The sequence below is a fragment of the Shewanella inventionis genome, assembly GCF_014641855.1.
Classification (GTDB): Bacteria; Pseudomonadota; Gammaproteobacteria; order Enterobacterales; family Shewanellaceae; genus Shewanella; species Shewanella inventionis.
Genome location: NZ_BMII01000002.1, coordinates 156,056 through 170,803 on the forward strand (window position 1 = coordinate 156,056; position 14,748 = coordinate 170,803).

General features: G+C 41.6%; 14 protein-coding genes and 1 pseudogene. 11 read left to right on the top strand and 4 right to left on the bottom strand.

The genetic code is table 11. From position 1 onward, the window contains the following. Nucleotides 1-758: 758 nt before the first annotated feature. A pseudogene (locus IEW93_RS21970) lies at nt 759-2,939 on the bottom strand (S46 family peptidase); the annotation flags it as partial. Nucleotides 2,940-3,069: 130 nt separating this feature from the next. Between IEW93_RS21970 and dnaB the strand changes: the two are divergent. Both dnaB and alr read left to right on the top strand, forming a co-directional pair. After that, nucleotides 3,070-4,476: a replicative DNA helicase gene (gene dnaB / locus IEW93_RS01965; RefSeq protein WP_188736397.1), complete on the top strand. Its 1,407-nt coding sequence runs from the start codon at nt 3,070-3,072 to the stop codon at nt 4,474-4,476. A 120-nt stretch (nt 4,477-4,596) separates the two neighbouring features. Next, nucleotides 4,597-5,715, top strand: a complete 1,119-nt coding sequence (gene alr / locus IEW93_RS01970) for an alanine racemase (RefSeq protein WP_188736399.1) — start codon at nt 4,597-4,599, stop codon at nt 5,713-5,715. A 76-nt stretch (nt 5,716-5,791) separates the two neighbouring features. Here alr and IEW93_RS01975 read toward each other — a convergent pair whose 3' ends face one another. Then, nucleotides 5,792-6,262: a chemotaxis protein CheX gene (locus IEW93_RS01975; RefSeq protein WP_188736400.1), complete on the bottom strand. Its 471-nt coding sequence runs from the start codon at nt 6,260-6,262 to the stop codon at nt 5,792-5,794. A gap of 477 nt (nt 6,263-6,739) precedes the next feature. Here IEW93_RS01975 and dusA point away from each other — a divergent pair, with 477 nt between their 5' ends. The 4 genes from dusA to IEW93_RS01990 all read left to right on the top strand — a co-directional run bounded on the left by dusA (nt 6,740) and on the right by IEW93_RS01990 (nt 8,833). After that, entirely contained in the window at nt 6,740-7,768 is a 1,029-nt protein-coding gene (gene dusA / locus IEW93_RS01980; protein ID WP_188736402.1) for a tRNA dihydrouridine(20/20a) synthase DusA, read from the top strand. Nucleotides 7,769-8,104: 336 nt separating this feature from the next. Further along, nucleotides 8,105-8,419: a hypothetical protein gene (locus tag IEW93_RS01985; protein ID WP_188736405.1), complete on the top strand. Its 315-nt coding sequence runs from the start codon at nt 8,105-8,107 to the stop codon at nt 8,417-8,419. After that, complete coding sequence (locus IEW93_RS22245) at nt 8,419-8,550, top strand: hypothetical protein (RefSeq protein WP_263283586.1); 132 nt, start codon at nt 8,419-8,421, stop codon at nt 8,548-8,550. Before IEW93_RS01985 ends, IEW93_RS22245 begins: the two co-directional genes overlap by 1 nt. Nucleotides 8,551-8,632: 82 nt before the next feature. After that, nucleotides 8,633-8,833, top strand: a complete 201-nt coding sequence (locus IEW93_RS01990) for a PspC domain-containing protein (RefSeq protein ID WP_188736407.1) — start codon at nt 8,633-8,635, stop codon at nt 8,831-8,833. A 37-nt stretch (nt 8,834-8,870) separates the two neighbouring features. Here the strand turns inward: IEW93_RS01990 and IEW93_RS01995 are convergent, their stop codons facing one another. Then, a complete protein-coding gene (locus tag IEW93_RS01995) occupies nt 8,871-9,608 on the bottom strand; it encodes an enoyl-CoA hydratase-related protein (protein WP_188736408.1) in 738 nt (245 codons plus the stop codon). A 36-nt stretch (nt 9,609-9,644) separates the two neighbouring features. On the opposite strand from IEW93_RS01995, the gene IEW93_RS02000 reads away from it, so the two are divergent. The 3 genes from IEW93_RS02000 to IEW93_RS02010 are packed head-to-tail and all read left to right on the top strand — an operon-like array spanning nt 9,645 to nt 11,851. After that, complete coding sequence (locus IEW93_RS02000) at nt 9,645-10,130, top strand: copper chaperone PCu(A)C (protein WP_188736411.1); 486 nt, start codon at nt 9,645-9,647, stop codon at nt 10,128-10,130. Nucleotides 10,131-10,142: 12 nt separating this feature from the next. After that, a complete protein-coding gene (locus IEW93_RS02005) occupies nt 10,143-11,114 on the top strand; it encodes a DUF2333 family protein (RefSeq protein ID WP_188736413.1) in 972 nt (323 codons plus the stop codon). 2 nt (nt 11,115-11,116) lie between these two features. After that, entirely contained in the window at nt 11,117-11,851 is a 735-nt protein-coding gene (locus IEW93_RS02010) for a TIGR04219 family outer membrane beta-barrel protein (protein ID WP_188736414.1), read from the top strand. A 69-nt stretch (nt 11,852-11,920) separates the two neighbouring features. Here IEW93_RS02010 and tolC read toward each other — a convergent pair whose 3' ends face one another. Beyond that, nucleotides 11,921-13,219, bottom strand: coding sequence for an outer membrane channel protein TolC (tolC, locus tag IEW93_RS02015; RefSeq protein ID WP_188736416.1), 1,299 nt, complete (start codon nt 13,217-13,219; stop codon nt 11,921-11,923). Nucleotides 13,220-13,619: 400 nt separating this feature from the next. Here tolC and nudF point away from each other — a divergent pair, with 400 nt between their 5' ends. Both nudF and IEW93_RS02025 read left to right on the top strand, forming a co-directional pair. Further along, nucleotides 13,620-14,246, top strand: coding sequence for an ADP-ribose diphosphatase (gene nudF / locus IEW93_RS02020; protein ID WP_188736419.1), 627 nt, complete (start codon nt 13,620-13,622; stop codon nt 14,244-14,246). 38 nt (nt 14,247-14,284) lie between these two features. Beyond that, nucleotides 14,285-14,722, top strand: a complete 438-nt coding sequence (locus tag IEW93_RS02025) for a DUF1249 domain-containing protein (protein ID WP_188736421.1) — start codon at nt 14,285-14,287, stop codon at nt 14,720-14,722. The last annotated feature ends 26 nt before the right edge of the window (nt 14,723-14,748 follow it).

A 14,748-nucleotide genomic window follows, 5' to 3' on the forward strand; every position in this document is an offset into this window, starting at 1 on the left:
GGTGTTGTAGCGTGCTCTGTCGCTTGAGAGGCTTGCGGCGATGTTGGGTTTAAAGCCTCATTTGTCGCCTTGTCGGTAACATTTTCTGTTTCAGGCACAGATTTGCTAATGTTAGTCAGGTTATCTTCAGCAACAGCACTCTCTAGTGGCTCGCTTGCTACCGGCTCGCTTGCTACCGGCTCGCTTGCTACCGGCTCGCTTGGTAACTGCTTGCTCGCAGGTTTAGGCTCAACATTAGCTGGTGTTGTAGCGTTCTCTGCCGCTTGAGAGGCTTGCGCTGATGTTGGGCTTAAAGCCTCATTTGTCGCCTTGTCGGTAACATCCTCTGTATTGTCTGATGTATATTCATCATTATTAAGAAGAGTCTCTGCTGGTGTTGTGTTGAGAGGTTGTTGTTTAGTGTCAACTGACGAGTCTAATAAGGCTGCAGATGGCAATTCAGCTTCAGTTGGTAGTGGGTTTTCAGACTCCGTTGTGTTGGCTGGCTCATCGATAACATCTTCATCTATGATGTCCTGAGTATCAGAATGTGATTCGGTATTTAAAGACTTAGCTTCAGCCTCAATTTCTAATACTTTTTGTGGAACTTCAAGCTCTTCACTGTTTAGCGGCGTTTCCAAGGCGTCACCGGTCGCGTTTTCTGTCGACTCTAGGACAGCGTCGGTATTTGACTCAGGCGCTAAACCTGTTGGTTCATTTAGCTTAGTTTCTGAGCCTGCACTTTCAGTACTCGTTGGCATGCTATGGGATTTATCATCTAGTTGTAACTCTTTGATAAGATTATCCGCATGGTCAACCTTGTCCATCATCCATAAAATGTAACGAATATCGACATGTACCGCTCGAGTAATGGTAGGGTTAAAGAACCAGTCTTTGGTAATTGCTTCATAGGTAGAGTCGAAGTTAAGCCCCACTAATTCGCCTTTGCCGTTTAATACTGGCGAGCCTGAGTTACCACCAGTGGTGTCTGCACTGGATAAAAAGTTAACGGGTACAGAATTGAAATCAGCAGGCTTGTCTAAGCAAGACATAAACTGACAGTTGTTGAAGTCTCGATAAACCGATGCGACACGGTGCTTGCCTAAATCATCTGATTTTATGGCGTTGAGTAATTTAGTGGGGACATTGTAGGGTTCTTTACCCGTATGTTTTGCTGCAAGTCCTTCAAGGCGGGTGAATGGCTGTTTATAAATTGCATCCTTAGAGAGGTACCCATCTACCATGCCATAAGTAATACGTAATGTTCTGTTTGCATCAGGGTATACTGGCCAATTATTTGATTTGTAGTAGTCAATGATTGCCTTCATGTATTCTGGGCGAGCAGATGAGAGCTTACCTTCTAGAATTTTTTCACTCTTTTCTAATGCCATATTTGTGTCATGAATGGCAACCGCTAATCGGATAAATGGGTCTTCACTTGTTTCAAAGTCAATGGCTTTTTTGGTCATCCAGGCTACGCGTTTTGATTGACTTTTTAGTTCAGTTAACGCGTATAAGGCTTCGACTTTTGCTTCTAAGGCTTCAAAGTTGTCGGTAATGCTGAGCGCCTTGTCAAACACTTCATTTTTATTTGGTTGTCTAACGTAGGCTTGTAAATCTTGCAACCACAGAGTTTTGTCTACCGCAGGATCAAAGCGACTACTGATCCGTCTTAACTCTGCTTTAAACATTTTCATGTCACGAAGTTGATACCCTGGCTCACGCTGATCGTTAGGTTTCTTTCTCTCTTGCGCTAATCGATACAATTTACTCGCCGCATTAAGCAGTTCACTCGATAGGGCATTTTTATAATAATAATGGGTTTGCATTTGTTGATGCTGTTCAGCAATCAATGCTTCTAAATCACTAATAATATTTTGATTGGCATTCGGATCTTGTTTAAGCCATGCTAAAAAGTCGTTTTCACGCTGTTGTTTAATACCGACAATATCGGTGGCGTTAAAACCATCGAGTAAACCATTATACTTTTTCATGCGGTTGGACATAGAGGCCAGAGTACCGGCGTATTTTAATGCAATACTTTTGTCAACTGCGCCCATAAATGTGATGGTATCAATTTGTAATTGATAGCGTTTTGCAAATGTAGGGTACATCCAGTCGCTGGCAAATTGCAGTTCGCTCGTGAGGTTATAGCGGCTGGTTGAGCCTGGGTAGCCCGCAACAAAAATACCGTCACCGGCTTTAACGCCATCAGCATTGATTGTTAAGTAGCTTTTAGGCTGGTATGGCACATTGTCTTTACTATAGGTTGCAGGTTTTCCGTCTTTGCCAACATAAGCCCGTAAAAAGGTAAAGTCACCAGAGTGGCGAGGATATTCGTAGTTATCAATGTCTCCACCGAATCCGCCAATGGTTTCTGGTGGTGCATAGACTAAGCGTACATCGCGAATGATGAGCTTTTTAGTGAGATAATACTCAAGTCCATGATGAAAACTGTCTACTTCGCAGCGGTAATTACTGTCGACCTCACATGCTTTAACTAATGCTTTGCTGTTGGCTTGAATGTTTTCAAAACGCGTTAACGGGTCATCACTTAAATTTGCCATGACTTGGTCGGTAACATCGGTGACTTCTTCGGTGATATAAAGTCGTTCGTTGGGGCCTGCCGACGGTTCTTCTGCCTGGGTATTAGCTAAAAAGCCATTTGCGAGATAATTATGGTCTTTTTTGCTGTTATATTGGATCCCGCGATATGCACAATGATGGTTTGTGACAACTAGGCCTTGGGGCGACACAAAACTGGCGGTACAATAGCCCAAGCTAACAACGGCATTCATCGGGTATTGACCTAAATCGGCTAACTGTGATGCTGGAATATCAATACCACGTTGTTGTAATTTGTCGGCTATAGACAGCATTTGATAAGGCTGCCACTGTCCTTCATCAGCAAGAGCAAAACAAGATGTCAGCACTAATGCTGCAACAAGTGCAATACGCATGTATTTTCCTTAATGTATTAATTGATTAACCGTTGACTGAGTCGTCGTTTTCATTCTAAATGACAGCAAATAAAGCTTAGACACGGTGTTATACCATATTTTATAAAGTCGTTGTAAATTGGGAGCGTGAATGTCACAACAAGGTGCTTTTAAAGCCAGAAATAGGCAAAAAGATGCAGAGGTCAATGCATTAAAACTGCCACCACATTCGATTGAAGCTGAACAGTCCGTTTTAGGCGGCTTAATGCTCGACGCCGAAGCGTGGGACCGTGTTTCTGAAGCGGTGGTACCTGAAGATTTTTATTCTCGTTCACATCGCATGATTTATACCGCAATGCAAAAGTTGATGGAGTCAGGCCAGCCGCTTGATTTAATTACCGTTTCTGAGCAACTTGAAATTGAAGACCAACTAGAAGATGCTGGCGGTTTTGCCTATTTAGGTGAAATTGCAAAAAATACCCCCAGTGCCGGCAATATTTTGTCTTACGCGGATATTGTACGTGAGAGAGCGGTTGTGCGAGACATGATTGGGGTCGCTCATGAAATTGCAGACGCCGGCTATAACCCTGAAGGGCGCGATTCAAGCGCTTTGCTTGATTTAGCCGAAACCAAAGTTTTTAAAATTGCTGAGATGCGTGCCAATGCCAATGAAGGGCCGGAAAACATCAAAAGCATTCTTGAAAAAACCGTTGATAAAATCGAGCAGCTTTATAATAACCCACATAATGGGGTTACTGGGGTGTCGAGTGGCTTCAACGATTTAGATAAAATGACCGCAGGTTTTCAGTCAGGCGATTTAATTATCGTTGCGGCACGTCCATCGATGGGTAAAACCACCTTCGCGATGAACTTATGCGAACAGGCCGCAATGAATGAAGATAAGCCCGTGCTTATTTTCAGCCTCGAGATGCCGTCAGAACAGATTATGATGCGTATGTTGGCCTCACTTGGCCGGGTTGATCAAACTAAAATTCGTACGGGCCAATTAGATGATGAGGATTGGGCGCGCGTGTCATCAACCATGGGTATTATGCTTGAGCAAGGCAAAATGTACATTGATGATGGTTCAGGCTTAACGCCTACCGAAGTTCGCAGCCGTGCTAGACGTATTGCACGCGAGCATGGTGGCTTGTCGATGATTATGATCGATTACTTGCAGTTAATGCAGGTACCCTCGTTAAAAGATAATCGTACGTTAGAAATTTCAGAAATCTCGCGCTCATTAAAAGCGCTCGCCAAAGAGCTCGAAATCCCGGTTATTGCTTTGTCGCAGCTTAACCGCTCGTTAGAGCAACGTGCCGACAAACGTCCGGTTAACTCAGACTTACGTGAATCGGGAGCTATTGAGCAAGATGCCGACTTAATTATGTTTATTTATCGCGATGAAGTGTATAACGACAACTCTGAAGATAAAGGCACCGCTGAAATTATTATTGGTAAACAGCGTAACGGCCCTATTGGTCGTGTCCGCTTGGTATTCCAGGGGCAATTCTCACGGTTTGATAATTATGCAGGGCCTCAATTCGAGGAAGATTAATTATTTATTATCCTGTATTTAATTATATTTTATGGTTGTTTATGATCTTCCGTTAGCGATATATGACTTTTTGGGCTAGCCAAATGGGTTATGTTTTTATTGTTTAATTAAGGCACTCTATTGAAACCGTTTCCTCGTGCAGAAATCAGCCGTTGTGCTTTGCAAAGTAATCTGGCACAGCTGCGTCTTATTGCACCCAAAAGTAAAATTATGGCTGTGGTTAAAGCCAATGGTTATGGCCATGGTTTATTAAATGTGGCTGAAAGCGTAGGCATTTTAAATTATGTCCAAAGCGTGGGGAAATACCATGGTGGCGCCGACGGGTTTGGTTTAGCTAGATTAGAAGAAGCGCTGCAATTACGCGAAGGTGGAGTGAAAGGAAAACTACTCTTATTAGAAGGCTTTTTTCGTCAATCAGATTTGGCCACTTTAGTTACTCATAATATTGATACCGTGGTTCACCATGAGTCTCAATTGCACATGCTCGAAACCATCAAGCTGGATAAGCCCGTTACCGTGTGGATAAAAATTGATACCGGAATGCATCGGATTGGATTTACTTTGGATCAGTTTGAAAAGGTGTATCAACGCTTACTTCACTGCCCACAAGTGGCTAAACCCATCCATTTAATGACTCATTTTGCCTGTGCAGACGAACCTGATAACCAGATGACGCAAGACCAAATGAACGCCTTTTTGCAGCTTATTGATGGCCTCGACGGCGACCGTACTTTAGCCAATTCTGCTGGCACGTTATTTTGGCCAACAAGCCAAGCAGATTGGATTAGACCGGGAATTGCGCTATACGGTATTTCACCTGTAGTGGGTGATAGAGGCGTTAATCATCGACTTATACCAGCAATGGAATTAGTGTCTAATTTGATTGCAGTACGCGATCATAAAGCGGGTGACAGCGTAGGGTATGGCGCATTTTGGACAGCCAAACAAGATACCCGTTTAGGTGTTGTGGCCATTGGCTATGGCGATGGTTATCCTCGTAACGCGCCAGAGGGCACCCCAGTTTGGATTAATGGCCGCCGTGTCCCTATTGTAGGCCGTGTGTCGATGGACATGTTAACTGTCGATCTTGGTGCCGATGCGCAAGACAATGTGGGAGATAGTGTTCAACTTTGGGGGAAAGCTTTAGCGGTAGAAGAAGTCGCTGAGCATATCGGCACAATTGCATATGAGTTAGTGACTAAGCTCACTCCAAGAGTTGTGGTTGAGTTACTCGACTAAATATAAATATAAATAAATAAAAATGCCCAAGGTACTTCAGTGTCTTGGGCATTTTTGTTTCGCATAGCTCATTAGGCTATTGCGCATCTTCAAAACAGATTTCAATAAAAGCATTACCGTGGTCATGGGTAAAAGGCATCAGAATTTTTTTACCACGCGCTTTATGAGAAATGGTATGGTTTTTACCAGACACGACAGCGGGAGTTGCCATATCAAAATCATAGCCCTTATCGCTGAGTAAATTTTTAGCGCCTCCAGTAACCATGTTGGTTATTTCACCTACTAAATCTGTTACTTCATCATTAATGGTGTCAGGCTTTTCCCCTAACATTTTGTTCATTATTTCAAGAATTAAGGATTGCTCAAAAGTAATAGACAGCGAGCCACGAGTTTTAGGCCCCACCATCCCAATCAACCCAGAAACATCACCTTTAGCGAGATCATGATTTTTTAATTGTGGTTTACCCGGCTTGAGATCCATTGTTGCCATTGTTGATATCACATTGATCAAAGAAACTAGAAATGGGTTGATGAATTCAACGTTCATAGGCAAAACAATCCTTCTACATTCAAAACTGCAATAGACACATTAAGCATGATCACATCAGCTTATTAGCATTAATGTACACTATATCAGTAAACTGAAATACAGGTTTAAGCTTAGAACACAAAAATGAAATTGAAAGCGACATTACTGGCACAGATAGTTTAATACGGCGGTTTAGTGTTGGTGGCTCAATATTTGATTGAATACAATCTTGAAAGCTTCAATTTTGCAAGCTACATGAATAGAGGTTAAAAAATCTTACATGGTTTAGTTGTGGTTACTGACCAAATCTAGCGTAAAAATTGATGGTGTTTCTCGTTGATGGGTTAGTGATATAATCAGCTCAATCAGCAAAAGAGACTATTTTAGGTCACAATCATATTGACCCATCATCAGTTACACTCCGTAGTAATAATTAACATTTGTTGTTCGATTCAATAACACTGTCGAAAGATGTGTTTATCAATGCCGTAGATTATGAGTATAAATAATTCAGTGAATATTACACCAAAGCCAGACACGCTCGATCGCACCTTTTCTATAGCACCTATGCTGGATTGGACGGATCGCCACTACCGTTACTTTGCACGTTTATTGTCAGTTAAAGCACTGCTTTATACTGAAATGGTCACCACTGGGGCTATATTGCAGGGCAAGGGTGACTATTTGGCTTATAACGATGAAGAGCATCCGTTGGCTTTGCAGTTAGGTGGCTCTAATCCTATTGATTTAGCCGCTTGTGCCAAATTGGCTGCTGAGCGAGGCTATGATGAAGTCAATCTTAATGTAGGTTGCCCGTCTGACCGCGTGCAAAATGGTCGTTTTGGTGCCTGTTTAATGGCTGAGCCTGAGCTAGTTGCTCAGTGTGTCGATGCGATGAAGCAAGTTACTGATATTCCCATAACCGTTAAAACCCGCATTGGTATTGATGAACAAGACAGTTATCAATTTTTAACAGATTTTATTGAAATCGTGAATGCAAAAGGCTGTACTGCATTTACTATTCATGCGCGTAAAGCGTGGTTGCAAGGCTTGAGTCCGAAAGAAAACCGTGAGATCCCGCCGTTAGATTATGAGCGCGTGTATCAGCTTAAACGAGATTACCCACAGCTTAATATTAGTATTAATGGCGGTATTAAAACCCTTGAGGAAGCCCAACTGCATTTAGCACAGCTTGATGGTGTGATGGTTGGGCGCGAAGCGTACCAAAATCCGTATATTTTGGCTCAGGTAGATCAGCAATTATGCGGTACAAGCAGCCCTATCATTACTCGTGAGCAAGTGATTGAGAAAATGCTGCCTTATATCGAAGCGCATTTGGCTCAAGGCGGTCGTTTGAATCATATCACTCGTCATATGATTGGTTTGTTCCAAGGGTTACCGGGTTCGCGTGGCTGGCGACGCCATTTAAGTGAAAATGCCCACAAGCCGAATGCTGATATCAATGTGGTTTTAAAAGCCGCTGAATTTGTTGAGCCCCAGGCTCTTGCTGAGTCACAGGCTTAGTACGTTTTATCCCAATAGGTATTCTTTTCCCCAAGCGCCTTAATTTAGGCGCTTTTTTAGTGTTAATCCTTCCACAGACATTTTTTTTACCTGTAAATAATTTTGATATTAAACGTACTGGTCATTTTAACCAACTTGGTGGTTATTTTTACTACCTGTTGGTTTTTTGTACGTGAGTCCTGTTCATTAAAAAAGGGTGGGCGCTTAAATAATAGCTAGGTAAATCAGTGGTTTTTTGTGTTTTTTAAAAGTTGGCACGTAGCTTGTAATACCCATGGTGTAATCAACTAGACGGGTGTTTAGTTGCCATTAACCAACACAAGAAAGGATGCCACCATGTTTACATTAACTTCAAATATCGTTCGTCGTACTGTTCAATTATCTGTTGCTGCCGCAGTGCTCGTTACGGCAAGTGTTTCAGCACAAGCGGATGAGGTTTCTTTGAGCAATACGCTTAATTCACTTGAGCAGAACATCGCTCAAGCGAGCCAAGAAATGATTTCAACGGCTAAACAAGAGTTTCTGTTGTCGTTACAAACTCAAATCGCTGAGCAAGTTTACGAGGTCAATTCAAGTTTGGCGCAAGTGTCATTAGTTGGAACCGAAGAAAACAACACCGCCATTGCAGCAAAAACTGCAGAGAATAAGTAATGGATTGGCTGTTAAATTTGGGCTTGGTGCTGCCATTAATGTCGTTGCTATTATTGCCGGTAATCAGTTTTGCATTTTTTGCTATGTTAGTCAGCCAGCTCGAATGGCCTAACATTAATGACCAAGCTTAAGAATCCAATAATCAATATGAGTATACTGATAAGCAAGTGACTAACATCAATCTTGTTATCAATTTTAAACTAGGAGAATACGATGAGTCGTTTAATGAGTCGATTGCAAGATGAAGCAAGGATAGTGTGCGGTGTATCTGCTAATTTAGCAAAGCAGTATGGCTGGTCATTACTGTGGACCCGCGTTGTGACGATGGGGTTAGTGATCACCAATCCAGGTATTAGCTTAGCGGCATATTTTATTGTGGCCGTTGTCATGAGCCAAAAAACCTCACGTTTTTAATGCCCACCCCGGAAGGTAGAGGGGTGAGCATAGATGATTATTTATTTAAAAAAGCCTTAAATCGCTGCTTAGCTTCATCGCTTTGTAAACGCTGAGCAAATTGTACAATTTCTAATTTCATTTGAGCTTTTACTTGAGCTCGATTATGACGTAAAAGTTGTTTTGATGCTTGCATGGATAAAGGTGGCTGGGCCGCCAATTTTTTTGCTTGTGTTAGGCTAAAATCAATCAACTCATTGTGTGGAACAACACGATTGATTAAGTTTAATTGCGCTGCGGTTTCGGCATCAAAAGTGTCGCCTAATAAAATGAGTTCAGCCGCTTTGTGCTGGCCTACGATCGATGGTAGTAATATGCTTGATGCTGCTTCTGGTACTAAAGCTAAATTGACAAAAGGCATTTGGAATTTGGCCTTGTTGTCTGCATATACTAAGTCGCAATGGAGCAATAATGTTGTGCCAATCCCTACCGCTGCACCGGTTACAGCCGCAACCACAGGCTTTTTTAGATCAACCAAGCAAAACAAGAATTTAACTGTTGGGTGATTATCATCTAATGCACCACTTTGCAGGAAATCTACGATATCATTACCTGACGTAAAACAATCGTCTGTGCCATGAAACATAAAGGCACGAATGTCATTGTCGGCTTCGCCTTGGATCAGGTATTCTGTTAACTGCTGATACATTTTTAGATTGAAGGCGTTACGTTTTTCTGGACGATTAAAACTGATGATGCGTACACCTTGATCATCTCTTACCTGAATATAACTCATTCGTGACTTCCTATAGTGAATGCGAGTGGGGTTTACATGGAGTTTAAGACATTGAAAGTAATATTCAAACACCTGTTTAACTTTTTAGTGTTATCATCATTGTCATTCGCAGCATCAGCTAACGTAGTTCTTGTTGATGGATATGTTAGAGCAATGCCTGCGAGTGTGCCCAATACTGCGGCTTATTTTACGTTAGAAAATCATACTGCAAATGCAGTCACTTTGATTGGCGTTAATACTAGCGTAGCCAAAGAGGCACAGTTGCATACGATTATTGAAGAAAATGGCATGGTAAAAATGCGCCAGGTTACAGGGTTTTCAATCCCATCTCATGGTTCGTTAAGTCTTCAACCTACCGGTGACCATATAATGTTATTGTCGTTAACGGCCCCATTGGTGGTAGATGATAAAGTACCACTAGAATTAATTTTTGAAGATGGTCAGCAACTTATTATTGAGTTGCCTGTCTTAAAGCAGGCTGCTCAACGTAGTGAACAAGCAGACCATCATCACCATCATTAAGGAGTGATATTGATGCAAGTTTCAAGGAATAAAATAGTAGGCGTACTAGGGATATTTTCGTTAGTGCTCTATGTGATTAGCGTTTGGTGGAGTTTTGAACCTGACACCATTGAGCCTATTTCAGCAAAAACAGATAATACGCAAAAAATTGTCGGTTACAGTACTACCAGCTCATTGATTTTAACCATGGAGGCACTGCTTGATAAACAAGGTGGGTGGTTGTCAAATGATATTATGCCACCGTCACTTATGATGGATAACATGCCCGCATTCGAGTTTGGTGCTTTAGAACAAGTGCGTGATTTAGCCTTAATTATGCGTAAAGAATTTAGCCGTTCACAATCTCAGTCTACTGCAGACAATGATTTGCTTGCTGCGCACTCTAAGTTAAACATTGAAAACACCAGTTGGTTAGTTCCTAGCGCTGAAGGCGAGTATCGTGAAGCGATAAAATTACTGAAACTTTATCGCGCTAAGATTAGTGATGCTAACAACAATAATGCTCAATTTTATGCTCGTGCAGACAACTTGAACGAATGGCTTAAAGAAGTGCAAAAACGTTTAGGCAGTATGTCGCAACGTTTGTCGGCAAGTGTGGGACAAGAACGACTTAATACCGATTTAGCAGGCGACAGCTCTGCACGTCAATCTACACCGGGTTTATCGAGCAGTGAAATTAAAACGAGCTGGTGGAAAATTGACGATGTATTTTATGAAAGCCGTGGTTCTGCATGGGCTTTATTAAACTTTATGCGTGCGATTGAGGTTGATTTTGCTGATGTGCTTGAAAAGAAGAATGCTGAGGTGAGTCTGCGCCAAATTATTCGCGAACTTGAAGCAACCCAGCAAACCGTATGGAGCCCTATAGTGCTTAACGGAAATGGTTTTGGTTTAGTGGCTAACCACTCATTGGTGATGGCAAATTATATTTCGCGTGCTAATGCTGCGGTTATTGATTTAACTAACTTACTTTCTCAAGGATAAAGATGAAAAAGACGCTTCTTGCCACCGCCGTTGTGGGGTTACTCAGCATGTCATCGGCGCATGCGGCAAATGTTGTAGGTTTTAAAATTGGCGCTGATTATTGGCTCGCAGATACGACTAATTCATTTAATGATGACGATGGCGTTGGGCACAGTTTTTCAGATGACTCGTCACAAGGCAGTGTGTGGATTGCTGTTGAGCATCCTTTACCGTTTGTGCCTAATATTAAAATCCTTGAAAATCGCCTTGAATCGAGTGCAAACCTAGATAATGTGGACTTTACATTTAATGGTAATGCATTTGAAGGTGAGGTGTCGGTTATCAATGAGCTTAATAATACCGACTTTGTACTTTACTACGAGATTTTAGACAACGATTTAGTGTCTGTTGATCTTGGTGCTGCTTACAAAAAAATGAATGGGTCATTAACCGTTGCCGATGCCGGCCACCCTGAGCTAATTGACATAGACAGTGGTGTGTTTATGGGCTATGCCAGTGCCCAGGTTGGCGTTGCAGGTTTAGGACTGTTTGGTTTTGCAGATGTGTTATTTGGTGTTGATGAGTCAAACGTTTATGACTACGGCCTGGGTTTGGGGTGGCAGTTTGATAACCTTGCGGTTGATACCTTGGTACGTGTCGGATATCGTGACTTTAATTTTGATGTAAACGATTTTTCTGATGTGTCGCAAAACACTCAGTTTAAAGGTGCGTTTGCAGGTATTGAGTTGCGTTTTTAAGTTAAAATGTACACTAAAAAACCGCCAAATTGGCGGTTTTTTTATTTACGATTATGGTTAATCAAGCCATTACTGCTGGGCAATTAATCCATTGTTAATCGATATAATGTCATCTTCGTTCAATGTACCAGCAGCCTGTTTAAGTGCTAGGATTGATTTTATATAGCCATAACGAGCATCAGACAATTGGCGCTTAGAGTCGTACAAGTCGCGAGTACGGTTTAGTACATCTACAATCGTACGGGTACCGACTTCAAAACCAGCTTGTGTTGCTTTTAACGCGCTTTCAGATGAAATTACCGATTGCTCATATGCCTTAATAGAGCTAATAGACGCCGTAACGTTATTAAAGTTATTACGAACATTTTTGGTCACACTGCGGTGAGTCTGTTCTAACAACTCACTTGCTTCTACATATGCAAATTGAGCTTGCTTAACTTGCGAAGACACTGCGAAACCTTCAAATAGTGGCACGCTTAACGTTACGCCGATATTGGTGTTGTCATAATCAGGGCCAGGGGTTTGGTCTACGCCTTTGTTATATCCTGCAGATAAACTCAACGATGGCATATGACCTGCTTTGTAAAGGCTGATGGTTTCGTTAGCAATATCTTTGGCAATGCGCTGAGTCATTAAATCAATACTGTTGGTTTCAGCCATTTTTAGCCATTCTGCAGAAGAAGCTGGCATTGGTGCGCCCGCAGAGAAACGGTTTGTGTCTAACACATTAATCGATTTATGATCTATGCCGGTAATTTCACGCAAAGCTTCATAGCTGTTATCTAGGGTGTTTAAGGCTAAAATTTCGAGTGCTGAGGCTAAATCATATTGTGCTTGCGCCTCGTGTACATCAGTAATTGCCGTTAACCCTACTGCAAAGCGTTGCTTAGTTTGCTCTAGTTGACGCTCGATAGCTGCTTTTTCTGCGCCTTGGAACTCGTAGTTATCTTTAGCGGTTAATACATCAAAATATGCGCTGGTTACACGAGTAATTAGCGATTGCAATGTTGATGCATAAGCAGAATCGGCTTGTGATGCCGCCATTTCAGCTAAATTTAAACCAACCCATGCACTATGATCGTATATGACTTGGCTAAGGCTAACACCACCGGTTAATCCGTCAGTGTCTACTGTCGGGTCGTTCCACGCTTTGGCATAACCAACATTAGCACTAATTGTTGGCAGTAAAGGCGCGCGGTTTTCTTCGATGCTTTCATATAATGCATCGCGCTGCGCTTTTGCTTGTAATACGATAGGGTCGCTAGTCAGTGCTTGCTGATAAATTTGTAATAAATCGTCAGCTTGTGCTGCTGGAGCTGCAATAGCGAATGCTAATGCTGCGTATAATGATCCAATTTTGAATTTCATTTGCTGCCCTTTTTAGACATTGCCTCATCATAGAGAGGTGTTAAATAACTGATTAATTTGGTCATGCTGCACGATTAAGGTTAGGGTAGATAGTAAAGCAATCTTAACGTGGCAATCTGTCAAAGCTGTGTGCTCGATGTTTTAAGTGCTCAATGTTGTAAAAATACTTCACAATACCAAATGCATTACCCAATTGCATTGTGCACTATTTTTATATCTACCATGCACTCTAAATAGTATTGATTTTTTGTTTTTCAAGTCAAATTTGAAGTGTAACAGATTTTATTTTTTTTAATCCGTTTGTATACGTTACAGCGGTAGCTTTTATCTCGGTAATGATGTGATTTAACCTATTAAAATACGCTGATGTTAAGCGTTTGTTTAATCTGCAAGGAAAAGTATGTCAAACAATCTCCAAGTGTCGGCATTTGATGCAAGTTCTGATTTCGAACTTATCTCTAAAAAAGTGCTGTATAAAGGTTTTTTTCAATTAGATGAATACACTTTTAAGCATAAATTATTCAAAGGTGGTTGGAGTGGAGTGGTGACCCGTGAGGTGTTCGAGCGCGGCAGTGCTGTTGTGGTACTACCTTATGATCCTATTCGTGATGAAGTGGTATTAATTGAACAAATTAGGGTTCCTGCATTAGCAACTACTAAATCAATCTGGCTTCTTGAGTTAGTGGCAGGTATGATTGAGCCGGGCGAATCTCCTGAACAAGTCGCCACCCGTGAACTTGCCGAGGAAGCAGGCTTAACATTACAAAGTTTAACGCCAATAAACAGCTACTTAGTAAGCCCAGGTGGCACTACCGAGCGTTTTTATTTGTTTTGGGGTCATGTCGATGCCACGAAAGCATCTGGTGTGCATGGGTTAGATCATGAGAATGAAGATATTCGCGTGCATGTCGTTAGCCGCCAACAAGCCTATGATTGGGTAAATGATGGCCGTATTGACAACGCCTCTACTGTATTAGGTATTCAGTGGTTAATGCTGAATTACCAAACGATTCGTGAACAATGTTAACTTTTTAGAAACAAAGATTTGCAGATAGGAAAGATTGAGTGACTGTGTCGAACCATAATAAAAAGCAAAAATATCAACCGAACGTCAGCGCATTTTTGGCGGTATGCGGTAGAAATTACGCACATATTTTAAAATGGTTACCAGAGCAATTTAACCTCAACGAGCCTTGGCAAGTTGAGGGTGAATTTGGCTCGCTTTTGGTCAATATTATAGAAAACACTAAATACACTCAGTTAGTCGAAATTACTCGCCCTATACCAAATGGACATTTTTTTAAATCCCCAAAAGCACTTGTTCGTATCTACCATGACGCCCAATTAGCAGAAGTGTTAACTAGCCAACAGATTTATCGCTTAAAGCCAGTGTATGATTATCCTAATATACATATGCATCATAGTGATGAGAAGTTTCAGGTGAATGCATTTCTTGAAGAGCTGTTGAAGATTGGTGTTAGGAGAGTGGCTTGCCAATCTTAGATTATTTAATTTTTATTGTATTAGGG